Here is a 26,203-nt window from a genome sequence, read left to right as displayed (position 1 = left end):
TTCCATTCTGAATTTCTTGTTCGGCTACTTTTAGTTCTTCAATATATTGTTTCTCATAATTTTTAGGTGGTTTTTCGGATTTGTAGCAATTTTATTCTATTTTAAAAGCTTTTTGCTGCGCCTCGCTCAAAAAAGTCCACGCTACAATTCGGCTTGTTTTTTGGCCTTGAGCCATATCAATTGTTTTTATTGAAGCTGCGTTTACTTTATTTAAGGTTCTATAAATGCTCGAAAGATTATCTCTTTTTGAAACCAAAGTTGTAAACCATAAACATTGCATTGCATATTTGGCGCTTTCAAAAATCATTTGGGTTACAAAGCCAAGTTCTCCTCCGTCACACCATAATTCGGCATTATGTCCTCCGAAGTTTAAAACCGGATTTGTATTTTTCTTTTCCTTTGGATTTAAGTTAGATACTTTTCGAACCGTACTTTGATTGGCGTCTTCGGCAGAAGAATGAAAAGGAGGATTACAGATCGTAAAGGTAAATCGGTCTTCCGGAGTAATAATGTTTTTAAAAATAAAACGTGATTCGGTTTGTTGCTGTAAACTTATCGCATCGATCAATTTTGGATTTGCTTCAATAATTTTGCTGCAATTTTGAATAGCGTTTAGATCTATATCTGTTCCTACAAAACTCCAGTCGTAAATGGCATTTCCTAAAATTGGATAAATACAATTGGCACCAGTTCCTATGTCTAAACCTAAAACTGAAGAACCTTGCGGAATAATTCCGTTATTGGTTTCTGCTAGTAAATCAGCTAAATAGTGTATATAATCTACTCTTCCGGGAATGGGCGGACAAAGATAATTTTTAGGAATACTCCAGTTTTGAATATCGTAATACGTTTGTAATAATGCTTTGTTAAGCAATTTTACAGAAACAGGATTACTGAAATCAATAGTCTCACTTCCGTGAATGTTGATCGCAACGTGATTTTTTAGTTCTGGACAATTCGCGATGAGAAGCTCAAAATCATAACGGGAACGATGAAGATTTCGAGGATGTAAAATATTTTTTTCAGAATTGTCGGTTACTTTCATTTTTGTGAATTTGGGTGCAAAGATAGTCATTCCTTTTGGAGGAAAGTGCTTCTGTAAATTCCAATTCTTTTAAATCACAAATTCCAACTTTAATTCTATGATTAATTTTAGTTAATGTTGCACTTAGGATGACAAATCAATCAATACATTCCATCAACAATAAATCGCCGTTATCGTGTGTGATTGTTACCAATCCGTCTTGAGCGACTGCATTGCTGCTGCCGGTTCTGTAGCCCATTGTAAGCGTATCATTTTGCAGAGGATATTGTAAATTTTTTGAATAAATACCATTTACAACACCAATCGGTATTAAAGAAATTGGCGTTTTGGCAGTATACCATTTCTCAAATTTAGAAGGCAATAAAAATATTTTAGAATGATCGTCTAGAATTACAATTTTAAGTAAATCGCGATAACGAACGATATTTGTCAGGTTTGTAATGGTATGATCGGCACGTTTTCCGGTCGCCCAGACAACGTTTACAGCAGGAATTTTTCTTTCTATCAAATAATCAAAAGCTTTTTCAAGGTCTGTTTTATTTTGATCCGGTGCATATACAATTTCGATTGGATATTGTGAGGTTTTATAAATTTCGGGATCAAAACCACGATCAAAATCTCCTAAAAGTACGTCGACTTTAATGTCCAGTTCGATAACTCTTTCAATAGCAGAATCAAGCACGACAACAAGCGGAGACCATTCCAGCAATTGTCCTAATAATTCGGGATTGCAAGCAGCTCCGTTGGCAATAATTAAAGCAGGTTCCTGATCGTCGCGAACTATATGGTGTGATGACATGCTGATTTTTTTTGTGATGCAAAGGTACGGGTAGTATTTTAGATTTTAGAGTTCAGATTTTAGATTTTTTGTCACAGATTAAGAGATTAGCATTAGATTAATCTTTTTAATCTTTTAATCTGTGGCAAATATTTTTAAATATGCGTTTTTTCAATCTAAAATCTAAAATTAAATAAGACGCCTATGATAATTAATTTGTCCTAAATGATACGCCAAATGTGTGGAAAGATGAACCAGAAAATACCCTGTTGTCATTTCTTTTTCAAAAACAATTTGTGGATAAACAGCCTCTAAATCTGCTTCTGTTAATGAATCGAGAGCGTTATTGACTACCAGAATTGTAGCATCAATTTTGCTGATTAATTCTGATTTAGGAATATCTTTTAATGAAAATTCTAAAGGCCTGTCGCGAATATAACCTGTTTTTCCAAGCTCGGCACCAATGTAAGTATTGATATTTCCCATTAAATGCAAACAAAGATTTCCTGCCGAATTTGAAATGTTTTTATCAATTGCCCAAAGCTGATTTTCACTTTGGTACGATTCTATCTCTATTTTAAGTTTGTTCAGGTCGCGGTTAAATAACGATTTTAAAGTTTCGATGAGCATAATCTTATTATTTGGTTTTTATCGGAATCCAGATGTCTTCTTCAGAATTTGGATCGTCTTTTTTATATTTTTCACCCATAATTGCAAAATGCGGTCTTTCGTCAACCGTATATGCTGAATTTGGAAGCCATTCAACAAAAATAGAATGATAGGTTTTGTGACCTTCGCTTGCTGGACCTTTGTGTGTAAAAACTGCATATAATCCGGATGGAATAATTAATGTTTCCATTTCAGAAGGAATTTCTTCAAAGTCTGTAACTTCTATCGCAGCCCATTTTTGAAAGGAACTACCGGGATCAAAATTATCAAAATGCCCAACCGGAAATACTTCAAGTGAATACAAATTAGAGTCAATTGAGTTTTTGATTTCTTTTCGGCGTGGCATAAAACCATTCCATAACTGAAATGTTTTATTTTCGATAAAATTCATTTTAATGTAATTGCCGATTAATTTTTTTTCTGCTAAATTTTCAATTCTGGCTTCCATGTTTATTCTATAGTAAATGTTTTTGAATCGGTTTCACTAAGCGAAAAATACCCCAAAGGATAATTGCTTTTGTCTGTCGTGTTCATGATATTTCCTTTTACAGTGGCAGGTGGGGATTGGAATGGTCCGCCCACATTACTGCCGGCAATACTAACCAAAATACTCATGTAGTTATAATATTGTTTTGAAATACCATAATGTGTTATGTTGATTTTGTCTCCGGGTTTTAATTCATCATCATCTGAAAGGCTGAAAAATTCATTGCCCTGAAAAAATTTATCGTCATCAACATAGTAATTTGAGGTAATTTTATTTGAGTATTCGTAATTGTACAGATAAAAGTTGTCTACACCTGCAGGATCATTGTAAAAAGCCCTTACTTCAATGTCTTTTCCAGTAAATCCTCCTTCGTTATTTTGTTCCATTCGGGTTATCGGAGCAACAGATTTCATGATTTCGCTTGCAGTATAAGTATTTCCGTTGCTGATAACGGTTAAGGTATATTGCTCGTCAATTACAGGTTTGAAATTATTACAAACATATCGACCTGAGTTAGGAACTTCAACAAAATCAAATTGTTCTCCTGCACTGTTTTTTATAAATACAATTGCTTCTGAAACAGTTGGGATTACATTTTCAAAATAACCCGTTGTAGTGGTTAGTTTTATTGTTTGTTGCGCGCCTGTGGTTCCCTTTTGCCAGTTTATGGCGCCTTCGATTACTAATTTTGATGGAGCAGTATCTAAGTCAACATCAACAACTTCTTCACAGCTTGTGAAGAAAATCGATATGAAAAATACGATTAACAAGATTGCTTTTTTCATGATTTGTATTTTTAATTCTTTGACAGAAAAGTGATTTTTAAAACTTGAAATTATAACTAACAGCAGGAACAATACCGAAAATAGATGTTTTTACAGCCTCATTATAACCTGTATCCACATTTTGACGGAAGTTTATAGACGCTGCGTTTTGTCTATTGTATAAATTATAAATACTAAAAACCCATTCGCCTTTCCAGTTTCTGTCTTTATTGCTCCGTGGTGTTAAAGTAGCCGAAACATCCAAATGATGATAAGCCGGTAAGCGATGTTCGTTTCGCAAACCATAACTCGGAACAGTAATGCCAAGATACTCATATTGTCCGTTTGGATAAGTAACCGGCTGTCCTGATTGTAAGGCGAAATTAGCTCCAAAAGACCATTTTTCGTTTAAATTATAAGCAGAGGTAATGGCTAAATTATGCGTTTTGTCATAAGCAGAATTGTACCATTGTCCGTTATTTATTCCCGTTTCTTCAGGTGTTCTTCCCGGCGTTTGCTGTTCTGATTTTGATAACGTATAGGATATCCATCCATTAAATTTACCTTCATTTTTCTTGAACATAATTTCTAAACCATAAGCACGCATTTGTCCGTTTAAAATAACCTGTTCAATGGCATTATTGGCAATCAAATCGGCACCATCAATATAGTCAAGGCGATTTTGAATTTCTTTATAATAACTTTCGACTTCGAGAGAATAGGCTCCATTATTTATATTTCTGAAATAACCTAAAGCAACCTGATCTGCAATTTGTGGTTTGATATAGGTGTCACTTGGCATCCAGACATCGAGCGGAGTAGGCGATGAGGTATTCGAAATTAACTGAAGATATTGTGCCATTCGGTTATAACTCGCTTTTACGGCCTGATCGTCATTTAGCTGGTAAGAAATTGAAAATCTCGGTTCCAGATTATTATAGTTTTTTATGGATTTATTTTTGCCATAATATTCGGTTCCAATAGGTGTTCCTTTTTCGTAAATTTCTAAATCTGAATTGAAAACAACAGGATTATTATTATCGTATAAATTGATTTTCGAAGCGCCTAAACGATAAAATAAACTATAACGCAATCCGTAAGCGACTGTGATTTTTTTCGAAAGCTGATTTTCGGCATCAATATAAATGGCAGGTTCAAAAGCATATTTTTTATCTAATTGATCCGGGTTAATTCCGGATTCTGCATTACTTGGTTTGATCGTTCCGGGATTAAATTCATAATAGATTCCGTTTAAGCCGTAATTCAATTTGAATTTATCTGAAATATAGTTTTTGAAATCGTATTTAATATTATAATTTTTGATTCCAGAATCCCATTTGAAACCAACGAAATCAAGGTCTAAACCGTAATAATAATCGCTGTAAATCAAGGATAAATTTGAGAATAATTTATCAGAAAACAAATGATTCCAACGAAGATTTAAAGTTGAATTTCCGTAAATATTCGTGAAGCTTTTATTTAAACTAAACACATCACGGCCAAAATAACCGGATAAATACAAACTGTTATTGTCATTTAATTTATAACTCAATTTGGTATTTAAATCATAAAAATAAGCAGAGTTATCTTTATTTTCTTCGGATAATTTTAAAAATAAATGGGCGTAAGAAGCTCTTCCTCCAATTAAAAATGAACCTCGGTCCTTTACTATCGGACCTTCGGCAAGAATTCTACTCGAAATTAATCCGATTCCTCCATTTACATGGAAATCCTTACTGCTTCCGTCTTTTTGATAAATATCCAAAACAGAAGAAGCTCTTCCGCCATAGCGTGCGGGAATTCCGCCTTTATATAATTTTAAATCTTTTATGGCGTCAGGATTAAAAACGGAGAAAAATCCAAATACGTGTGATGAATTAAATATCGTTGCTTCGTCTAATAAAATTAAATTTTGATCTGCACCTCCGCCTCGAACGTTGAATCCGGATGCGCCTTCACCTGCATTTGTAACGCCTGGAAGTAATAAAATCGATTTTAAAACATCGACTTCACCTAAAACTACAGGCATTTTTTTGATGGTGGCAATCGAAAGTTTATTGGCACTCATTTCCGGCGATTTGATGTTGATTTTTCCTTTATTATCGGTAATAACAACTTCCTGAAGTTCTTCGCCGCCGCCTTCGTTTAAAGCAAAATTATTTTTGGTATTTTGATTTAAAATAACCGTTTTTTGAATGGTTTGGTAACCAACATAACTTATCTCGATTTGATGTTCACCGGATGGAATTGTAAGTGAATAAAAACCGTATTCATTAGTTGTGGTTCCAATTTTTAGTGCGGGAATATAAATGTTGACACCAATTAAGGTTTCATTGTTTTTAAAGTCGGTTATGGTGCCGCTTAAAGTAAATTTTTCCTGAGCAAATGAAGTAAAGATTGTAAAAATAATAATTAGAAACGTAGTAAACTTTTTTGTAATCATTGTTTTGATTTTGATTTACATAGATAATAATTCTTACTAAATATTATAGAGTAAGGTTTGTTAAACATTAGTTAAGAAAAAAAGACAACCGTTTCGGGTTGTCTTTTTTACTATTAATGTGTAAACATTTTATTTATTTAATTTCGGCAAGAATTGCATTGAATGTCGCACTTGGGCGCATTGCTTTGCTTACTAACTCCGGAGTTGGCTGGTAATATCCTCCAAGAGTTTGAGGTTTTCCTTGAGCACCAATTAATTCAGCGTCGATTTTAGCTTCGTTAGCTTCAAATTGAGCTGCAATTGGAGTGAAAATAGCTTTTAATTCAGCATCTTTATTTTGTGCTGCCAAAGCCTGAGCCCAATAGAAAGCAAGGTAGAAATGAGAACCACGGTTATCAATCTGACCTACTTTACGAGCTGGAGATTTATCATTTGCAAGGAATTTATCATTTGCTTCGTCAAGAGTTTCAGCTAAAACAATTGCTTTAGAATTATTTAAAGTTTGTCCTAAATGCTCTAATGAAGCACCAAGAGCTAAAAATTCTCCTAGTGAATCCCAACGTAAATATCCTTCTTCTGTAAATTGCTCAACGTGTTTAGGAGCAGAACCTCCGGCACCAGTTTCGAACAATCCACCACCATTCATTAACGGAACGATAGATAACATTTTTGCAGAAGTTCCTAATTCTAAAATTGGGAATAAATCTGTTAAGTAATCACGTAAAACGTTTCCTGTTACAGAGATAGTATCCAAACCTTTGATAATTCTGTCTAAAGTAAATTCAGTTGCAGCAACAGGATTTAAGATGCGAATATCTAAGTTTGTAGTATTATAATCTTTAAGATATTTTTGAACTTTTGCAATCAATTCTCTGTCATGCGCTCTGTTTTCGTCTAACCAGAAAACAGCAGGAGTATCAGATAAACGCGCTCTGTTTACAGCTAGTTTAACCCAGTCCTGAATAGGAGCGTCTTTTGCCTGGCACATTCTGAAAATGTCATTTGCTTCAACGTTTTGCTCCATTAAAACAGTTCCTTTATTATCAACTACACGAACAACTCCGTCTGCTTGCAATTGGAAAGTTTTATCGTGAGATCCGTATTCTTCTGCTTTTTGAGCCATCAAACCTACGTTAGGAACACTTCCCATTGTTTTAGGATCAAAAGCACCGTGTTTTTTACAGAAATCGATAGTTGCAGTGTAAATTCCGGCATAAGAACGGTCTGGAATAACAGCGATTGTATCTTGTTGTTTTCCTTCTTTATTGTACATCTGTCCAGAAGTACGAATCATTGCCGGCATAGAAGCATCAACAATAACATCAGATGGAACGTGTAAGTTTGTAATTCCTTTATCAGAATTTACCATTGCCAAAGCCGGTCCGTTTTCGATTGCTTTAGTAATGTCAGCTTCAACTGCAGCTTGTTCAGGTCTTCCTGCAATTTTTGCGTAGATATCACCTAAACCATTTCTGGTATCAATATTTAATTCAGCAAATAAAGTTTCATATTTTTTGAAAAGATCAGCAAAATAAACTTCAACGATAGCGCCAAAGATAATTGGATCTGAAACTTTCATCATTGTAGCTTTCAAATGCACAGAAAGTAAAACACCTTCTTTTTTTGCTTCAGCGATTGCTTCAGCAGCAAAAGATTTTAATTTTTTTACACTTAAAACAGAACTGTCTATTATTTCGCCAGCTTTTAACGGTGTACTTGCTTTAAGAACAGTAGTTGTACCGTCTTTTGCAACGAATTCAATTTTTACATCATTAGCGTCTGCAACAGTAAGTGATTTTTCACTTCCGTAAAAATCACCATTTGGCATAGAAGCTACTTTAGTTTTTGAGTCAGCAGACCATGCACCCATAGAGTGTGGATTTGCTTTTGCAAAGTTTTTTACCGCTCTTGGCGCTCTACGATCAGAATTTCCTTCACGCAAAACAGGGTTTACAGCAGAACCTAATACTTTAGCGTATTTAGCTTTGATTTCTTTTTCAGCATCGTTTTGAGGCTCTTCCGGAAAATCAGGAATTTTGTAACCATGAGATTGTAATTCTGCAATAGCCGCTTTTAATTGCGGTACAGATGCAGATACGTTTGGTAATTTAATAATATTAGCTTCTGGCTGTGTAGCTAATTGACCTAATTCAGCCAAAGCATCTCCGGTTTTTTGAGCATCTGTTAAAACCTCAGGGAAATTTGATAAAATTCTACCTGCCAACGAGATGTCTCTGGTTTCGATAGCGATACCAGCCGTAGCTGTAAATGCCTGAACAATTGGTAAAAAAGAATAAGTCGCTAATAATGGCGCCTCATCAGTTAAGGTGTAATAAATTTTTGAATTCTGTGTCATTTTTTTTTTTTTTTTATAATCGTATCGCAAAGGGTAAGCGATGTAAAAGGTATAGTTGGCTCGAAATGAGCGGAGCAAATATAATAAAAACAGTCCGAAAACGGTGTAGTTTTCCGGATAAATACAGGAATTATCAAATTGTTATTTCGGCAACGTTAAATTGCTAATTCGATGATTTTGATATTAAAATATTGCTGTTTTGTTATTTTAAAAAAGTAAGCATAAAAAAAACTCGTTTCAAACAATATGAAACGAGTTTTTTTATAACAAAGAGATAAATGATTATCTTCTTTTATCTCTAATCTTAGCTTTTTTACCAGTAAGTTCTCTGAAGTAGAAAATTCTAGCTCTACGTACAGCACCTTTCTTGTTGATTTCAATTTTTTGTAAAGCTGGTAAGTTTACCGGGAAGATACGCTCAACACCAATAGCACCAGACATTTTACGAATAGTAAAAGTTTCTGTGTTACCAGAACCTCTTCTTTGAATAACAACTCCTTTAAAAAACTGAGTTCTTGTTTTTTCACCCTCTTTAATTTCGTAGAAAACTGTGATAGTATCTCCAGCTCCAAAAACAGGGAAATCTTTTTTAGCAACTAATTCGGTTTGAACGAATTTCATTAAATCTGCCATGATATCTTAAATTATGGTTTTTTATAATAGAGCAACATTCACGGATCTCGCCAGAGGTTAGTCTAATTCGGGTGCAAATGTAGTTAAATAAATTCAAATTCCAAATTTTTCAAATTCCAAATTCCAATGCAAAACGTCAAATTACAATATAAGCAAAATTCCAAATTCCAATCTTTTAACTAGTTGATCAATTGGAATTTGGAATTTTAAAAATTTGGAATTTATTCTAACAGATCCGGGCGTCTATTCTTTGTATGTTCATACGCCATATCTTCACGCCATTTGTCAATTTTGGCAAAATGACCGCTGGTTAAAACTTCCGGAACTTTCCATCCCTTATAATCTGCGGGTCTTGTATATATAGGTCCGGAAAGTAAATTATCCTGAAAACTATCTGTCAATGCCGAAGTTTCATCACTTAAAACTCCTGGTATTAATCGAATTAAAGCATCAGATAAAACCAAAGCGCCTAATTCTCCTCCGGATAAAACATAATCACCAATCGAAATTTCTTTGGTAATAAAATGATCACGAACACGTTGGTCTACACCTTTATAATGTCCGCATAAAATGATAATATTTTCATACATCGACATTGTATTCGCCATTTTTTGGTTTAAAGTTTCTCCATCTGGCGACATATAAATGATTTCATCATATTCACGCTCACTTTTTAAATGAGTAATACAAGCATCAATTGGCTGAACGGTCATCACCATTCCGGCGCCACCGCCAAACGGATAATCGTCTACACTTTTTTGTTTGTTAGTTGTATAATCTCGTAAATTGTGAAAATGAACTTCAACCAAACCTTTGTCGATGGCACGTTTCATAATCGAAGCCTCAAACGGACTTTTTAATAATTCCGGCAAAATCGTAATAATATCAATTCGCATTTTTCTTCAAAATTTTCTAAGTGGCAAAGATACAAAGTAATACTTGAGAACTTTAAAAATATAACAAGAACAATTAGGTTCTTTTTAGGTATAGATTTTTATCTTTTTAAAGTGTTAACTATTTGTTGTTTAGGTAAATAAATGGTAATTGTGTAATGTTATATTTTTTTTGTGTAATTTTTTTAAGACCGAATCGTAGTAGTATTAGATCGCCAAATTTAAATCATTAAAAATATTCGTCTTATGAAAAAAAATATTCTAGTATTCGTCATTCTGATTTTATATGCATGTTCAGGTTCTAAAAATACAGCAAATAACTGGGTGGGAAAATCTAAAAACAGTCTTATTAATACTTGGGGGCCGCCGGTACGTATAATTCAGAATTCTGAAAATGGGAATGAAATACTTATCTATGCAAACCAAATTTATACAGACCAAAATGCTACAAAACCTAAAATGGCAGGTGCGGCTTATTGGGATTATGTTTACGTCTATGCAAACAAGGAAGGAAAAATTTATTCTCTAAAAAATGAAAAGAAGCAATCACGACCTCAGGAAATTGCTGTAAAGTAGGATTTCGATTTTCATAAAAATGATTTTTCATATCGGTTTTATGAAAATCGCTATTTGGTTTTTACTATATTTATTTTCTGGAATATAATTGATTTATAGTAATTTAAACCAAAAACAAATGAGGAAGGCAATCACATTGATAATTGTATGTATTATACTTATTTCCTGTAATAATCAAAATCAACCAAAAACAGTCGACACAACAAAGAATGAAAAACTGATAAAGCAGTATTTCGAGTATTTTAATAAACATGACTGGAAAAAGATGTCGGAAATGTATACTGAAACCGCTGATTTTAAAGACCCATCTTTAGGAAAAGGAATTGTAAAACAAACCCGTAAGCAAACGGAAAGTAAATATGCGGAGTTAAATAAAATTTTTCCGGATTTGCATGATGAAGTTATTCAGATTTATCCTTCCGGAGAAAATCATATTATTGTAGAATTTGTTTCTACTGGAACTGCGCCAGATAATTCAAAATTTGAATTGCCAATTTGTACTGTTTTTACAATTGAAAATGGATTAATTACCAAAGATTTTACTTATTTTGATAATTTCGAAGAAGAAGTTAATGAATAAAGATAGGTTTTGTTAGTTGATACAATAATAATTGCAATATTTTCTTCTAAATAGAAATTTGAAAAAAAGTTGAGAAGAAATCCAAATAGAAAATAAGAATAGCTATTTTTTTGAATATATTTAACGAAAAGTATATGAGAAAAATAGCTATTCTTATTTTTATAATATTTTGTTCCTGCATTAAAGAAAAAACAAATAAAACTCCAAAAGAAGCCCCAAAAGAAATTCCGAAAGAAGCGTCTTATTTTAAACACATTAAAAGTAATGACGTTAAATTGGCTGAACCTGCTTATGGAGATTGGTTGTTTTCTCATAAAGAAAAAGGACAAACTTTTGAGCAATACTTTGCATCTAAACATATCGTGCCAACAAAGGAGACAAATATTATTTACATCCGACCTATTGGAAATTTTAATTCTTTGCAAAACAAACAAATTAAGCTCACCAATGAATATTTAGAAATTTACTTCCAATTAAAAACAAAAACTTTAGCGCCTATTTCTAATGATGTGGTTCCAAATTCTTATAGAAGAATGATGTATGGTCATGAACAGTTATTGGCTGGTTATCTTTTAAATGATGTTTTGAAAGAAGAAAAACCTTTAAACAGAATTGCCTTAATGGGACTTTCAGAATTGGATTTATATCCTAAGCCTGAATGGAATTATGTTTTTGGTTTGGCTTCTTATCATGATAAAGTGGCTGTTAGTTCATTTTATAGATTACAGGATGGAGAATTAACATCTGAAAACTTCAATTTATGTTTATCACGATTACTTAAAATAAGCTCTCATGAAATCGGACATATGTTTGGTTTGCATCATTGTATTGCAGCTGATTGTGTAATGAATGGTACTAATAGTATGGAAGAAACCGACAGGCATTCGATAAGATTATGTTCTGTCTGCCAAAGAAAATTGAATTCGTGTATACAATATGATAATAAAAAGAGGTTGAGTGATTTAGAAAAATATTTTAAAAAGAATGACTTAAATGACGGATTTGATTTGATGAAAAAAGATATTGGAACTATTCAATAAATGGAAATGAGAAAAACAAAAATTCTTGCCATAACCGGCAGTACCAGAAAAAATTCAAGCAACTACAAAATTTTAAAATATATTTCAGAACATATAAAATATGAATTTGAAATTGAGATATTTGAAGATCTGGCTGAAATACCACATTTCAATCCTGATTTGGATAATGAGAATCCACCAAATACTGTTGCTTCTTTCAGGAATAAAATAAATGAGGCAGATGGCGTGCTAATTTGTACTCCCGAATATGTTTTTAGTTTACCGGGAAGTTTAAAAAATGCTTTAGAATGGTGTGTTTCAACTACTGTTTTTTCAAATAGAACTACTGGATTAATAACCGCTTCCGCTTCTGGTGAAAAAGGACATGAACAATTGTTGCTTATAATGAAAACGCTAGAGGCTAAATGTCAGAACAATACACAACTTTTAATTCAGGGCATTCGTGGAAAAATTAATGAAGAAGGAAAAATTATAAACGAAGAAACAGAAGTTGCGCTTCAGGATTTTATATGTAATTTTGAAAGTCAATTTAATTAAAGATTTTATTTAAAAAATTATTTTTACTTAAAAAAGATAAGATGATTTCCAGAAGAACTTTTGTTATTAATTCCGGTTTAGCTACTGCAGCAGTTTTAGCGATGCCATCTTTAGCTTTTACTATGAACAAAAAAGAAATTGGGTTACAATTATATACATTGCGAGATGAAATTTCGAAAGATGTAAAATCTACCTTGCAAAAAGTGGCTGCTGCGGGTTATACAAATATTGAAACTTATGGATTTTCTATAAAAGATCAGTTTTGGGGAATTTCGCCAACAGCACTTAAAAAAATCTTAGACGAAAATCAATTAAAAGCCGTAAGCGGACATTATAATTTAGGAAGTTTTTTATATGATGGAAACACAACAGAGCTTATTGCGGCAATTGAAGCAGCAAAAGTTTTAAAAAGCGAGTATTTGACAATTCCCTGGGTTGATGAGCCATTTAGAAAAGATTTTAAAACAATAGCGTCACGTTTAAATGAAGCGGCAAAAATGTGCAAAGCTTCAGGTTTAAAATTAGCGTATCATAATCATGATTTTGAATTTCAAGGACACGATGGAATTACCGGATATGAAATCTTACTAAAAGAAACAGACAAAGATTTAGTGTATTTTGAGTTGGATTTATATTGGGTTGTTCGTTCAGGAAATGATCCATTAAAATTGTTTAAGGAAAATCCCGGACGTTTTAAAATGTGGCATGTTAAAGATATGGACAAATTAAATCAAGCTTTAAATACTGAAGTTGGTTCGGGTTCAATTGATTTTAAAACTATTTTTAAGGAAGCAAAACAATCAGGAATGAAACATTTTTTTGTTGAACAGGAGAATAATTACAATCCAAATTCTTTTGAGTGTATAAAAAACAGCTATGATTTTATTTCCAAAGAATTGCTTTAGAATAATTCATTTAGAAACCTTATTTTTGTAGGAATAAAATCAGAATAAATATGCAAAGTTTCGGAACAAGTAAAGAATTTATAAAAGGCGATGATATTGAATGGGAAGTAGTTGGTGAAGGAATCAAACGTAAAATCCTGGCTTATGATGATAAAGTAATGCTGGTAAATGTTCATTTTGAAAAAGGTGGAATAGGTGTTTTACACGAACATTATCATTCTCAGGTAACTTATGTTTCAAGTGGTAAATTCGATGTCACAATTTCTGGTGTTACCCAAACATTAAAAGAAGGTGACAGCTTTTATATTCCGCCACATGCAATTCATGGTGTTGTTTGTCTCGAAAGCGGACTTTTAACAGATGTATTTAGCCCGATGCGGGAAGATTTTATGAAATCATAAAGTTTTAAAAATGAATATAATCTTTAAAATCAATCTCTGATTTGATTCTGAATTTGAAAATTTTTTACAATTTTTAAAGTCTTGGTTAAAATTAGATTGGTATTTTTGCAAAATGAATTTATCCAAAACGAATGTCTTATTTATGGCAGTTTGCACTGGACTTATAGTTGCAAATCTTTATTACTGCCAGCCTTTAATTGTTTTAATAGCCAACGAATTTAAAATTCCGGAAGCCAATGCAGGAACCATAACATATCTTACACAAGCCGGATATGCAATTGGTTTATTTTTCATGGTTCCGTTAGGTGACAAAATCGAGCGTAAAAAACAAATTTTGATGACCACTTTTGCGTCGGTAATAGCCTTAATTTTAGCTGCAACAGCAAAGAGTTTCTTTCTTTTGCAAATAGCTTCTTTATTAATAGGAATCACTTCAATAGTCCCACAGCTTATTTTACCATTGGCGGCTTCATTAAGTGCGCAGGAACAACGAGGAAAAGTTGTTGGAACTATTATGAGCGGCTTATTGGTCGGAATTTTACTTTCAAGAACTTTAAGCGGATTCATTGGTCAGGTTTTGGGTTGGAGATCGATGTTTTATATCGCAGCCGGAATTTGTCTTTTGATCTTTTTTGTAATTCAGAATAAATTCCCCATTAATAAACCTCAGTTTCAGGGAACTTATGGACAGTTAATTCAGTCACTTTTTACCCTTATAAAAACGCAGCCGGTTTTGCGCGAAGCTACCATGATTAATGTATTTAGTTTTGCACAATTTGGTGCTTTCTGGACTACAATGGTATTACTGCTTTCCGGAGAACCTTTCCATTTTAATAGTGCAACAATTGGTTTATTCGGAATTGTGGGGGCTTCAGGAGCTTTGGCAGCGCCATTAGTTGGAAAAATGGGAGACAAAGGCGGGTCTAGAGTAGCGGTTGGTTACGGCTGTTTGCTGATATTAATAAGTTTTTTAATTTTTTACTTTTCAGTAGAAAGCGTAATTGGTATTGCGATTGGTATTGTATTTATTGATATCGGAATTCAAGGTGTTCATATTTCAAACCAAACCCGTGTTTATTCTCTACTTCCCGAAGCAAGAAATAGACTGAATACCGTATTTATGTCGTTTAGCTTTTTAGGAACGGCTGCAGGATCTGCATATGGATTATTATTATGGAAATTAGGAGGATGGCACGCCGTAAGTATTGGTTGTGTTGGTTTGTCTTTATTAGCATTTACAGTTTACGGACTTACTTATAAATCATCCCGACGCTTCGGGACTAAAAAATAGAAAGCACAAATTGATACAGAATTAATTTGTAAATTTGCAATCAAAATTAAAAATCACAACATGGAAAACGGAATATACGCTAAATTCAATACTAGTAAAGGTTCGATTTTAGTAAAACTTACACACGACTTAACACCAGGAACCGTAGGGAATTTTGTAGCTCTTGCAGAAGGAAATATGGAAAATAAGGTAAAACCACAGGGACAAAAATTCTATGACGGATTAACATTTCATAGAGTAATTCCTGATTTTATGATTCAGGGTGGATGTCCTAAAGGAACAGGAACTGGAGATCCTGGTTATAAATTTGATGATGAATTTCACCCAAGTTTAAAACACGATCGTCCGGGAGTTTTAGCTATGGCAAACTCAGGTCCTGCAAGTAATGGTTCACAATTTTATATCACTCACGTTCCAACTTCTTGGTTAGACGGAAAACATACTGTTTTTGGTCACGTAATCGAAGGTCAGGACGTTGTTGATGCAGTTGCACAAGGTGATAATCTTGATGCTGTAGAAATCATCAGAGTTGGTGAAGAAGCTGAAAAATGGAATGCTATTGAAGCTTTTGTTGGTTTAAAAGGTGCTCGTTTGAAAAGAGACGCTGCCTTAAAAGCTGAATCTGAAGCTAAAATGGAGCAATTAGCTGCTGGATTTGACAGAACTGAAAGCGGATTACGTTACAAAATGATTAATAAAGGAGACGGTAAAAAGGCTGAAGCAGGTAAAACAGTTTCTGTACACTACGAAGGTTCATTAGAAAATGGAAAAGTTTTTGATTCATCTTACCCAAGAAAAAAACCAATCGAATTTAGATTAGGTCAAGGTCAGGTTATTGAAGGATGGGACGAAGGTATCGCTTTATTACAAGTTGGTGACAAAGCTCGTTTTGTAATTCCGTCTGATTTAGCTTATGGAGCTGCAGGTGCTGGAGGTGTAATTCCACCAAACGCAACTTTGATTTTTGACGTTGAATTAATGGACGTAAAATAAGAAGCTTACAAAGCAATTTAGTTTTGTTTTAAATAATAATCCCATTCGCCAGCCGAGTGGGATTTTTTTATATTTACTCAAAAATTAAAGCAAAATAATGAAAGCAAAAATCCTAATCCTAACCGCTGTAACTCTACTTTTAGTTTCATGCGGAACTAAAAAATCGGTTCCTGCTGTAGTAACTACACCTACGGTTACCGAAACTAAAGCCACAGAATTAACACCTGAATTGGCGGAAGGAAAAAACCTTTATGATAACAGTTGCGCAAGATGCCACAAACTTTACGAGCCAAAGAAATTTAGTCAGGAGGAATGGAAGCCAATTTTGACAAGGATGCAGAAGAAAGCACATTTAGATGATGTTCAAATGGCTTCGATATCAAACTATATTACATCCCAATTATAAGTGTATTTAGAAAGGCATTCTTTAAACGGGATGCTTTTTTTATTTTAGTTGAGAACAAAAAAAACACCTTCACAAATGAGGTGTTTTAAAATTTAAGAATGATGTACAGCCGTATTGTCTACAGCAATTATTTTTAAAGTTTTTATTCCGGCAGGCAATTCCCAATCGACTTCGTCATTTTCCTTAAAACCAATAATAGCAACACTTAAAGGTGCTAAAATTGAAATTTTTCCCGATTTCACATCAGATAAAGAAGGTAAAACAATTTGAATTTTCATTTGTTTTTTTGCCTTGACATCTTCTATTGTAACATGCGAATTGATTCTGACAACAGAATGATCTAATTCGCTTTCCTTGCTTATAACTGCGCGATCTAATTCTTGTGAAAGCTGATTGGCTTCTTTTGTGTTTGTTGAATTTTTACTTTTTAGTATCAGTTCTCTTAGAAACTGATAATCTGTTTTACAGAAAGTGGGTGTTGGTTTCATAATGATATGTATTATTTATTGAATTTTAAACTTGAATAATTGATTGATACGCTGATAAAGCTTAAATTGTTTTCAAATGCATATTGCATTCGAAATAGGCTAATCAATGTTGTGAAAAATTTTAATTGAAAGAACCAGAAAATTATTTGAGAGAGAATTTACTCTTTCAAATAAAATAAATGATTCGTTTTTTGGTAAAAATCCTCCGCCTGAAAGAAGAAATTGAAATAGACGGAGGCCTAATTAATAAAGGCCTTACTATGTGAAATAAATGCAGCAGCAAGCGGTTTTCTTTTCAAAGAAAACAACAAAGATGTAGCTGTAAATATATTTATAGTACTCACAATGAGAAATGTTTATTGATCTGCAAATATAGGAAAAGTTTTCTAAAAAAGCTAAAATCTTATTTCCACTTAATACTACAGCCAATACTTGGTTTTTGAGTTTCGTTTAAACTTCTGTTGTAAATAAGGGCATCAATGGCGCTTCGTAAATCACTTCCACTTAACGGAATTCCGTTATTAGGTCTTGAATCGTCAAGCTGACCACGGTAAAATAAGCGATCTAAATTATCAAATAAATAAAAATCGGGTGTGCATGCGGCGTCATAAGCTTTGGCAACTTCCTGACTTTCATCAAATAAATAAGGAAAATCTATTTTATTCTGAAAAGCAAATTCTGTCATCATTTCCGGTGAATCCTGCGGATATTTTTTTACATCGTTGCTGGAAATTGCAATTACTCCAATTCCTTGTACACGGTAATCATTAGCGATCATAATAATTTCCGGTAATGCATGATGCACAAACGGACAATGATTGCAGATAAAAATCACAAGTGTTCCTTTTGATCCTTTTAAATCTTCAAACGAATAAACGTTATTAGAATTAGTATCTTTTAGTTTGAAGTTTGGAGCAATTGTTCCAAGCGGAATCATATTTGAAGAAGTTTGTGCCATTGTGTAAAAGTTCTTTATTCAAATTTAGATTTAAAATCTGAATAAAAAAGGATCAGGACTAAATGTTGTGGACAAACAGGATTTTTTTTATGCTGTTAGTGATTTTAACCGCAAAGTTCGCAAAGATTTTTATTTTGCGGTATCGTAAGAAATTAAAAGTCCGCAAAGCTAAATCAATACAAACCTTTGCGAACTTTGCCTTTTTATAAAAGCTATAGTAAAAGAAAACTTTGCGAACTTTGCGGTTAAATTTTTTTCTGCTTCTGCTGTCTATTTCTAAACTTTTGAATCTGATCGATAAATTTGAAATAAAAAATATCCAAAGAAACATATTATTAAAAATAGCTCTTTGGATATTGTATTTAGGAAATGATATATATATAGAAGATTTTATGAATTTAAGAAATCCAATAAATCTGAGTTTAATTTGTCTTTGTGTGTGTAAAACAATCCGTGTGGAGCGCCTTCATACACAATATATGTGTTTTGACGGATGGCCTCTGATGTTTTTTTAGATGTTAAATCTATTGGAACAATTTTATCATCGTCGCCATGAATAATTAAAGTCGGAACTTTTACAAAATCCAGTTCATCTCTAAAATCAGTATAAGAAAAAGATTCAGCACATTTTAAAGTCGCTCTGGGAGAAGCAAAAGAACACAACATTCTGTAATATTCCATCAATGGCGTACTTAATGGTTTATTAATAATATTTACACCAAAAAAGGTTTTTCCAAAATTATCTACAAAACCTATTCTGTCTTCTTTAATTGCATTGGCTGTATTATCACTTTTTTCCTTTGGATGTCCGTCCGGATTATCAGTTGTTTTTAATAAAAATGGAACAACGGAAGAAATCAAGGCAGCTTTTGTAACACCTTTTCCTCCATATTTGCTAAAATAACGAACAACTTCGCCACCACCCATAGAAAAACCTACAAGAGTAGCATCTTCTAAATGTAATTGCTCGATAATTTCTTTTAAGTCATCTGTCAGAGTATCATAATCGTAGCCTTCCCAAGGTTGAGAAGATTTACCAAAACCACGGCGATCGTAGGCAATTACCCTAAAGCCATTTTGCACTAAAAAGTCGATTTGATATTCCCACATTTCATTAGAAAGCGGCCAGCCGTGAATTAAAATTACCGGTTTCCCTTTACCATAATCTCTTACATATAATTTTACATTTGGATCTGTTTCTATATACTTATCAGTACATTGTACGGAAATATCACAATTTAAATCTCTAAGAGACGGGCTGCTATTCGTTAAAACATTTTCCATTTTATATTTTTTTAATTGTTAGCTTTATTCATTTACATTTGTAAAATTAAAAGCTTCATCGACAAAAAAAGTTATAGAATTTGAGTCAATACTTACAATATTAATATCTTAAAATAATGGATTTAACCTGGAATGAATTTGAGAGAACCGATATGCGCGTAGGAACCATCATTGAAGTAAATGATTTTCCTGAAGCCAGAAAACCTGCTTATCAACTCACAATTGATTTTGGTGCCGAAATTGGCATCAGAAAATCATCGGCACAAATTACAGTACATTACAAAAAAGAAGATTTAATAAATAGACAAATTATATCGGTTGTAAATTTTCCAAAAAAACAAATTGGAAAATTTATGAGCGAATGTCTTGTTCTTGGCGCAATAGGCAAGGAGGGAGACGTGATTTTATTAGCTCCCGATTTTAAAATAGAAAACGGTTTAAGGATTGGTTAATTTAACCGCAAAGTTCGCAAAGGTTTTACGCAAGGTTCGCAAAGTTTAATTACACAAAGCTTTGCTAACCTTCCTTTTTTTTTTAACTTCAAATGTGAAAATCTTTGCGAACTTTGCGGTTAAATTTATTGACCTATTTTAGAAATTAATTTCTGCAGAATTAGTTGCCCTTCTTCCCAATATTTTAAGTCAGAATCAGAGTTAATGTGACCTTTTTGTCCTACGTTTACAAAATCACTTCCCCACATTTCAGCAAAATATTGTTTTCTTTCGAAAGAAGCATAAGGATCATTTTCACTCGCCACAACTATAGACGGAAAAGGTAATTTTGAAATGGGCATTGGAGAAAAATTTCTAATAATCTCCGGAGTATGTTGAGGTGAATCTACATCGGCGGGAGCGACCAATAATGCCCCAACAATATTTTTATTACTGTTTAATGCTGCCCAATGGTTTACCAGTGAAACCGCAAGACTATGCGCAACCAAAATAGTTGGTTTATCCAATTTTGCCACTTCTTCATTCAATCGTTGGAGCCATTCTTCACGAACAGGCTCGTCCCAATTGTCCTGAACAAGGCGAGTTGAATTTTCGAATTTTTTATGCCAAAAAGTTTGCCAGTGTTTGTCACCAGAATTTCCCAGTCCGGGTAATATTAATAAGTTTGCTTCCATTGCCGTGGATTTTTTAAATTATTATTTTTTGATTTGTTTCTCTTTCAAAATACGATTTATTTCATTTACAAGCAACGGAAATGCAGGTTCTGTCATCCCGTGACCATATCCGTCTAATTCGTAAAGCTTCGTTTCTTTATGCCCTACTAATTTCATCATGCGTGCCATATAAGCGTTTTCTTCGTAACGCCCTAACATTTCTAATTCGCGATCTCCGGTAATTAATAAAAGAGGAGGAGCATCGGCACGAACATGAAAAAGAGGTGCAAATTCGTCAATTGTTGGCTGTTTTTCGGGAATTCCGTTTTCTCTTCTAATTTCAAAATGGGTAATGCACTGACCGCTAAACGGAATTAAGCCTGCAATTTTATTAGCATCAATTCCTTCTTTTTGAAGATATTTTTTATCCAAACCAATCATCGAGGCTAAATATCCTCCTGCAGAATGCCCTGAAACAAAAATTGCGGAATTATCACCGCCATAATTAGCAATATTATTAAATGCCCATGCAACAGCGGCAGCGGCATCATCAATGGCTCTTGCTGCTTTTGCTTTTGGAGATAACCTGTAATTAACGCCAATAATAGCGAAACCTTTGTTTTTTAAAGCTTCCGGAATTTCTTTGCTTCCTCCGGTTAAACCTCCGCCATGAAACCAGACAATTGTAGCAAATCCTTTAGTGTTTTTTGGATAATAAATATCCAAAACACATCTTTCATATATGTAACTTTCAGATTTATTGGTTGCTGCATTATAATATTGAATATTGGTTTTAGTTTCATATTCTGCTTTTTGGGCAAAAGCCGAAACTCCAATAAAAAAGCAAAGTAAGAATATTATTTTCTTCATAATATGAATTTTATTCTATTTTAAAATCGCCTTCCAGACCATTTTCTGCATGCGAAGCAATCCACACTTTAAAATCGCCGGGTTCTGTTTTAAGTTCCATTTTGTCATTATAAAAAGCAAGATCAGAAACAGGAATTGAAAATTGTACGGTTTTAGATTCTTTAGGTTTTAATTCGATTTGTACAAAATCTTTGAGTTCTCGAATAGGTCTCACAATACTTCCTGTAATATCACGAACATATAGCTGCACAGTTTCTGTTCCTGTCGTATTTCCTGTATTGGTGATAACGGCAGAAACGTTTAATTTTTCGGTATTATTATTTTTAAGAATTGCTTTTTCAATTTTTAAATTCTCATAAGAGAAAGTGGTATAACTTAAACCAAATCCAAAATGAAATTGTGGTTCGTATCCAGCATCAAGATAATGAGAATTATTTCCCAGAGAGCTTTGCCAGGCTTCGACAGGAATATCCTGAATAGCGACAAAAGTTTTAGGATCTGCCGGTCTTCCGGTGTTTGGGTGATTGTAATAAATAGGGATTTGTCCCACTTCTTTAGGCCATGTTACAGGCAATTTTCCTGAAGGATTTACAACCCCTAATAATAAATCAGAAATTGCAGGGCCAGCCATTGTTCCCGGATGCCATGCCATAATTAAGGCATTTACTTTTGGCAAAACAGCTCCTAAAGTAATAGGTCTTCCGGACATTATTAGCAATACAATTGGCTTTCCTGTTTTCTGTAATTCTGCTATTAATTTTTCCTGCAAACCCGGTAAGTTAATATTGGCTCTCGAATGTGCTTCTCCGGAAAGAATTGCTTCTTCTCCTGCAAAAAATAAAATAACATCTGATTTTTTAGCTTCTGCAATTGCAGCTGCAAAACCTTCTTCAGACATAGATCGACTATGCGAAAGTCCGGCGGAATAAAATACATTATTTGCGCCAAAACTATTTTGTAATGCTTTTAGCGGCGTTTGAGAATCTTCTTTATTTCCATCAAAAATCCAGGTTCCTAATTGTTCTCGCGAGGCATCTGCCAAAGGGCCAATTACAGCTATTTTTTGATTGGATTTTAAAGGTAAAATCTGATTTTCATTTTTTAATAAAACGCAGCTTTTACTCGCGGCTGTTTTTGCAGTTTGTAAAGCATCGGCACTTAATAACGAAAATTTTTCGCGGTCTTTAAAATACGGGTTTTCAAAAATTCCCGCTCTAAATTTTATTCGAAGAATATTACGAACCATTTCGTCCAGTTGATTTTCAGAGATTTTCTTCTCAGCAATCAGCGTTTTTAAATGATGGGCATACGATAAACTAGTCATTTCCATATCAAGCCCTGCTGAGGCAGATTTTAATGCGGCATCTTTTTCATCGGCAGCAAAACCATGCGGAATCATTTCAGTAACCGAATTCCAGTCGCTTACCACAAAACCATCGTATTTCCATTCTTCGCGCAATATTTTTTTAAGTAAAAAAGGGTTACCAGAAGCCGGAACTCCGTTTACGTCGTTAAAAGAACTCATGAAAGTAGTGGCTCCAGCTTTTGCTGCGGCTTCAAAAGGTTTTAAATATACATTGCGAAGCAAAGATTCAGACATGCTTACGGTGTTGTAATCTCGTCCGCCCTCTGCAGCTCCATATGCGGCAAAATGTTTGGCACAGGCTAAAATTTGTCCGGGAACAGCAGGATCCTTTCCCTGAAAACCTTTTACATAAGCAACTCCCAATCGTGATGCTAATAAAGGATCTTCACCTGGCGATTCTGCAATTCTTCCCCAGCGGGCGTCTCTGGCAATATCAACCATTGGCGCGTATGTCCAATTGATGCATCTTGAATACGATTCGTTAGCGGCGATTTTTGATGTTTTTTCGACCAAATCCATATCCCATGAAGCAGCTAAGCCTAAGGGAATCGGAAAAATGGTTTTATAACCGTGAATAACATCTCTTCCAAATAATAACGGAATATGATTGGGACTTTCTTCGACTGCAATTTTTTGTATTTCAAAAACAAGATTTGGATCTGTAAGATTTAAAATAGCACCTACTAAACCCTTTCGAACATCATTTTTAAGTTCTTCAGATAAACCTTTACTTCGGCTTGAAGTTCCTTTAAGGCATGCCTGGCCAATTTTTTGTTCCAAGGTCATGTTTTTTATGATGTTGCCGATTTTCTTTTCAACATTTAAATCGGTTTTTTGGCTGTAGGATATTGATATTATGGAGAGAAACAATAATAAGCAATAGTGTGGTTTTGTGGTTAGTGTTTTCAAGGTTAGCTTTTTTAAATTAAATATATAAAAAAAGTCCAAAATGCAGGACATATTGGACTCGTACTTTTTAAAAAGTTATATTGGACTAAATATCGTCAAAATCGATATCTGTAAAGCTAGATCTTTGGCCTTCAGGTTTATCAGAACCATATTCTTTTTTAAAATCTTTTTGGTGTCTTTCAGAGATTACTTCTTCGCCTTTGTGGTTCAAGACATATGAAGTCATTTCCTCTAGTATTTCGGCAAAAGCACCAAAATCTTCCTTGTACAAGTAAATTTTGTGTTTTTTAAAATGAAAAGAACCGTCTTCTTCGGTAAATTTTTTACTTTCTGTAATCGTGATATAATAATCGTCTGCTTTAGTAGCTCTCACATCAAAGAAATAAGTTCTTCTTCCTGCTCGTAATACTTTAGAAAAAATCTCTTCTTTTTCTAACATGTCATTTTCTCTCATAATACGTTCTATCATTTTTGGAATTAATAGTACTCAAAAATCATAAAAATTTATCTATTACGCAACAATTAAAGTAATTCTTTTTCCGAAAGTTGTTTTAAATATAACGATGCATAATATCCTTCCTGATTTATTAATTGATTATGAGAGCCTTGTTGGATGATTTTACCATCTTCCAAAATGATTATTTTGTCGGCATTTTTTGCTGAAGAGATCCGATGACTTACAATAATCGTAGTTTTATCCTTGCAAATTTCGAATAAATTGTTCAGAATCGTCTCTTCTGTTTCAGTATCAACGGCAGACAGACAATCGTCAAATAGCAGAATAGCAGGATTCTTAATAATCGCTCTTGCAATAGACACACGCTGCTTTTGTCCGCCCGAAAGTGTGATTCCTCTTTCGCCTAAAATAGTGTCATATTGTTTGTTAAAAGCAATGATATTGTCATGAACCACAGCATTTTTTGCGGCTTCCATAACTTCCTCGTCGCTCGCATTTTGATTGCCAAATTTGATGTTATTTTTAATGGTATCCGAAAATAAAAACGCATCCTGCGGTACAATCCCGATATTATTTCGAAGATCATTTAGGTTTAAAGTGCTTATTTCATTTCCATCAATTATAATTTTTCCTTCGGTAACATCATATAAACGAGAAATTAAGGATAATATTGTTGATTTTCCCGAACCTGTTTTTCCTAATATAGCAAGCGTTTCTCCTTTTTTTACTGTAAAAGTCACATTTTTTAAAGCTTCAATATTGGTATCTTCATAAGTATAACTTACATTTTCGAAAGAAATCGAGCCCTGAATAGTAGATGGATTTTCGTTGTTGTTTTTAATTTCCGGTTCAATTTTCAAAAATTCATTCAATCTTTTTTGAGAAGCTTCTGCTTCCTGAACCATCGATGAGACCCATCCTAATGAAGCAACAGGCCATGTTAACATGTTTACATAGAGAATGAATTCGGCAATTGTACCGATGTTCGGAATCGTTCCGTTGATGTACATAACACCTCCAAAATAAATCACAACCAAATTACTAATTCCGATTAAGGCAATCATCAAAGGCCCAAAAAGTGATTGTACTTTTGCCAAATCTAAACTTTTCTTTTTGCTTTCATCGGCAAGAGCTACCATATTATTTTGATGCTGATTTTCTAATGAATACGCTTTTATTACGCGAATTCCGGAAAATATCTCTTGTGAAAAACTAGAAACTTTTGATAAATATTGTTGAAAAGTGGTACTTCGTTTATTGATTTCTGAACTCAGTTTAAAAATACAATAAGACAGAATTGGCAATGGTAAAATGGTGTATAAAGTAAGCAATGGCGAAACATTATACATATATAAGATAACAATGGCAAAACGAATAAACGTATTTATGCTGTACATCACTGCCGGGCCAACATACATACGAACTTTAGAAACATCTTCGCTAATACGGTTCATTAAATCTCCCGTACGGTTTTGTTTATAGAAATTTTGCGAAAGATTTTCATATTGTTTAAAAACTTCATTTTTTAAATCAAATTCAATATGGCGAGACATTACAATTAAAGTCTGGCGCATAAGGAAAGTCAGGAAACCTGCAACAATTGCACTCCCAATGATTAACAGCACGTTGTGAATTAAATCCTGCTTGTAAGAATTAATTATTATGGAAGATTTTTGATCGGCATCAGACAATTTTAAAAATTGCTCAATAACATTAAAAGAGTGACTGACAAGCTTTGGAGTGAATAAGAAAAAAATTTGTGCGATTATGGTTATTAAAATTCCAAAGGAAAAACTGTATTTATATTTAATAAAATATTTGTTTAAATAGCTTAATTCTTTCATTTTTTTAAGAGATTCAATATTAAGTATGTTTGATTTTGTGAATTATTCCTAATTAAAAGTATAATAAATTGTAATTAAATCAAAATAAAAATATTGTGTAATTGTTATTTTAAAGATAAAAAATT

The 26,203-nt window shown here is 33.4% G+C and carries 27 protein-coding genes; 10 read left to right on the top strand and 17 right to left on the bottom strand.

The features are described from left to right. Positions 1–91: 91 nt before the first annotated feature. From rlmF to trmD, 9 genes are all read right to left on the bottom strand, one after another. Complete coding sequence (gene rlmF / locus AC4FQ3_RS06020; protein WP_491181238.1) at positions 92–1,045, bottom strand: 23S rRNA (adenine(1618)-N(6))-methyltransferase RlmF; 954 nt, start codon at positions 1,043–1,045, stop codon at positions 92–94. A 136-nt stretch (positions 1,046–1,181) separates the two neighbouring features. Next, on the bottom strand, positions 1,182–1,844 hold the full coding sequence (locus tag AC4FQ3_RS06015) for a thiamine diphosphokinase (protein ID WP_491181237.1): 663 nt from the start codon (positions 1,842–1,844) through the stop codon (positions 1,182–1,184). Positions 1,845–2,012: 168 nt separating this feature from the next. Next, positions 2,013–2,453, bottom strand: a complete 441-nt coding sequence (locus AC4FQ3_RS06010) for a DinB family protein (RefSeq protein ID WP_491181236.1) — start codon at positions 2,451–2,453, stop codon at positions 2,013–2,015. 7 nt (positions 2,454–2,460) lie between these two features. Beyond that, on the bottom strand, positions 2,461–2,940 hold the full coding sequence (locus tag AC4FQ3_RS06005) for a GyrI-like domain-containing protein (RefSeq protein ID WP_491181235.1): 480 nt from the start codon (positions 2,938–2,940) through the stop codon (positions 2,461–2,463). 2 nt (positions 2,941–2,942) lie between these two features. After that, positions 2,943–3,764 carry a DUF4249 domain-containing protein gene (locus AC4FQ3_RS06000; RefSeq protein WP_491181234.1) on the bottom strand — a complete coding sequence of 274 codons (822 nt, stop codon included), beginning with the start codon at positions 3,762–3,764 and terminating at the stop codon, positions 2,943–2,945. 37 nt (positions 3,765–3,801) lie between these two features. Continuing rightward, a complete protein-coding gene (locus AC4FQ3_RS05995) occupies positions 3,802–6,186 on the bottom strand; it encodes a TonB-dependent receptor (protein WP_491181233.1) in 2,385 nt (794 codons plus the stop codon). A 133-nt stretch (positions 6,187–6,319) separates the two neighbouring features. After that, positions 6,320–8,542 (bottom strand): NADP-dependent isocitrate dehydrogenase, encoded by a 2,223-nt coding sequence (locus AC4FQ3_RS05990; RefSeq protein WP_491181232.1) that lies wholly within the window; start codon positions 8,540–8,542, stop codon positions 6,320–6,322. Positions 8,543–8,824: 282 nt separating this feature from the next. After that, positions 8,825–9,175 (bottom strand): 50S ribosomal protein L19, encoded by a 351-nt coding sequence (gene rplS, locus AC4FQ3_RS05985; RefSeq protein ID WP_042566433.1) that lies wholly within the window; start codon positions 9,173–9,175, stop codon positions 8,825–8,827. A gap of 221 nt (positions 9,176–9,396) precedes the next feature. Beyond that, positions 9,397–10,071, bottom strand: coding sequence for a tRNA (guanosine(37)-N1)-methyltransferase TrmD (gene trmD, locus AC4FQ3_RS05980; protein WP_059116141.1), 675 nt, complete (start codon positions 10,069–10,071; stop codon positions 9,397–9,399). A 243-nt stretch (positions 10,072–10,314) separates the two neighbouring features. Here trmD and AC4FQ3_RS05975 point away from each other — a divergent pair, with 243 nt between their 5' ends. The 9 genes from AC4FQ3_RS05975 to AC4FQ3_RS05935 all read left to right on the top strand — a co-directional run bounded on the left by AC4FQ3_RS05975 (position 10,315) and on the right by AC4FQ3_RS05935 (position 16,797). Beyond that, positions 10,315–10,644 carry a hypothetical protein gene (locus tag AC4FQ3_RS05975; protein WP_491181231.1) on the top strand — a complete coding sequence of 110 codons (330 nt, stop codon included), beginning with the start codon at positions 10,315–10,317 and terminating at the stop codon, positions 10,642–10,644. A gap of 118 nt (positions 10,645–10,762) precedes the next feature. After that, complete coding sequence (locus tag AC4FQ3_RS05970) at positions 10,763–11,224, top strand: nuclear transport factor 2 family protein (protein WP_491181230.1); 462 nt, start codon at positions 10,763–10,765, stop codon at positions 11,222–11,224. Positions 11,225–11,358: 134 nt separating this feature from the next. After that, on the top strand, positions 11,359–12,264 hold the full coding sequence (locus tag AC4FQ3_RS05965; RefSeq protein ID WP_491181229.1) for an archaemetzincin: 906 nt from the start codon (positions 11,359–11,361) through the stop codon (positions 12,262–12,264). A 6-nt stretch (positions 12,265–12,270) separates the two neighbouring features. Continuing rightward, complete coding sequence (locus AC4FQ3_RS05960) at positions 12,271–12,801, top strand: NADPH-dependent FMN reductase (RefSeq protein WP_491181228.1); 531 nt, start codon at positions 12,271–12,273, stop codon at positions 12,799–12,801. Between the two features lie 41 nt (positions 12,802–12,842). Continuing rightward, positions 12,843–13,706, top strand: coding sequence for a sugar phosphate isomerase/epimerase family protein (locus AC4FQ3_RS05955; RefSeq protein WP_491181227.1), 864 nt, complete (start codon positions 12,843–12,845; stop codon positions 13,704–13,706). 50 nt (positions 13,707–13,756) lie between these two features. Next, complete coding sequence (locus AC4FQ3_RS05950) at positions 13,757–14,107, top strand: cupin domain-containing protein (RefSeq protein ID WP_042566428.1); 351 nt, start codon at positions 13,757–13,759, stop codon at positions 14,105–14,107. Between the two features lie 142 nt (positions 14,108–14,249). Then, the gene (locus AC4FQ3_RS05945; RefSeq protein WP_491181226.1) at positions 14,250–15,398 is read left to right on the top strand and encodes an MFS transporter; all 1,149 of its coding nucleotides are present in this window, start codon (positions 14,250–14,252) and stop codon (positions 15,396–15,398) included. A gap of 60 nt (positions 15,399–15,458) precedes the next feature. Continuing rightward, positions 15,459–16,391 carry a peptidylprolyl isomerase gene (locus AC4FQ3_RS05940; protein ID WP_042566426.1) on the top strand — a complete coding sequence of 311 codons (933 nt, stop codon included), beginning with the start codon at positions 15,459–15,461 and terminating at the stop codon, positions 16,389–16,391. A 97-nt stretch (positions 16,392–16,488) separates the two neighbouring features. Then, the gene (locus tag AC4FQ3_RS05935) at positions 16,489–16,797 is read left to right on the top strand and encodes a cytochrome c (RefSeq protein WP_491181225.1); all 309 of its coding nucleotides are present in this window, start codon (positions 16,489–16,491) and stop codon (positions 16,795–16,797) included. Between the two features lie 92 nt (positions 16,798–16,889). Here the strand turns inward: AC4FQ3_RS05935 and AC4FQ3_RS05930 are convergent, their stop codons facing one another. The 3 genes from AC4FQ3_RS05930 to AC4FQ3_RS05920 form a co-directional block, all read right to left on the bottom strand. Beyond that, positions 16,890–17,285: a GreA/GreB family elongation factor gene (locus tag AC4FQ3_RS05930; RefSeq protein WP_491181224.1), complete on the bottom strand. Its 396-nt coding sequence runs from the start codon at positions 17,283–17,285 to the stop codon at positions 16,890–16,892. Positions 17,286–17,688: 403 nt separating this feature from the next. After that, positions 17,689–18,243 carry a thioredoxin family protein gene (locus AC4FQ3_RS05925; RefSeq protein WP_491181223.1) on the bottom strand — a complete coding sequence of 185 codons (555 nt, stop codon included), beginning with the start codon at positions 18,241–18,243 and terminating at the stop codon, positions 17,689–17,691. A gap of 390 nt (positions 18,244–18,633) precedes the next feature. Continuing rightward, on the bottom strand, positions 18,634–19,527 hold the full coding sequence (locus tag AC4FQ3_RS05920; protein ID WP_491181222.1) for an alpha/beta fold hydrolase: 894 nt from the start codon (positions 19,525–19,527) through the stop codon (positions 18,634–18,636). A gap of 116 nt (positions 19,528–19,643) precedes the next feature. Here AC4FQ3_RS05920 and AC4FQ3_RS05915 point away from each other — a divergent pair, with 116 nt between their 5' ends. Continuing rightward, positions 19,644–19,979 (top strand): tRNA-binding protein, encoded by a 336-nt coding sequence (locus AC4FQ3_RS05915; RefSeq protein ID WP_042566421.1) that lies wholly within the window; start codon positions 19,644–19,646, stop codon positions 19,977–19,979. A gap of 125 nt (positions 19,980–20,104) precedes the next feature. Here the strand turns inward: AC4FQ3_RS05915 and AC4FQ3_RS05910 are convergent, their stop codons facing one another. The 5 genes from AC4FQ3_RS05910 to AC4FQ3_RS05890 form a co-directional block, all read right to left on the bottom strand. Then, positions 20,105–20,653, bottom strand: a complete 549-nt coding sequence (locus AC4FQ3_RS05910; protein ID WP_491181221.1) for an RBBP9/YdeN family alpha/beta hydrolase — start codon at positions 20,651–20,653, stop codon at positions 20,105–20,107. A gap of 21 nt (positions 20,654–20,674) precedes the next feature. Further along, positions 20,675–21,502, bottom strand: a complete 828-nt coding sequence (locus AC4FQ3_RS05905) for an alpha/beta hydrolase (protein WP_491181220.1) — start codon at positions 21,500–21,502, stop codon at positions 20,675–20,677. A 10-nt stretch (positions 21,503–21,512) separates the two neighbouring features. After that, positions 21,513–23,777 (bottom strand): glycoside hydrolase family 3 N-terminal domain-containing protein, encoded by a 2,265-nt coding sequence (locus AC4FQ3_RS05900; protein ID WP_491181219.1) that lies wholly within the window; start codon positions 23,775–23,777, stop codon positions 21,513–21,515. A gap of 85 nt (positions 23,778–23,862) precedes the next feature. Then, positions 23,863–24,231, bottom strand: a complete 369-nt coding sequence (locus AC4FQ3_RS05895; protein ID WP_026981839.1) for a PUR family DNA/RNA-binding protein — start codon at positions 24,229–24,231, stop codon at positions 23,863–23,865. Between the two features lie 68 nt (positions 24,232–24,299). Next, positions 24,300–26,078 (bottom strand): ABC transporter ATP-binding protein, encoded by a 1,779-nt coding sequence (locus AC4FQ3_RS05890; protein WP_491181218.1) that lies wholly within the window; start codon positions 26,076–26,078, stop codon positions 24,300–24,302. Positions 26,079–26,203 lie beyond the last annotated feature (125 nt).

The organism is Flavobacterium sp. AK-345, assembly GCF_058310175.1.
This window is presented reverse-complemented; position numbering and strand designations above follow the sequence as displayed.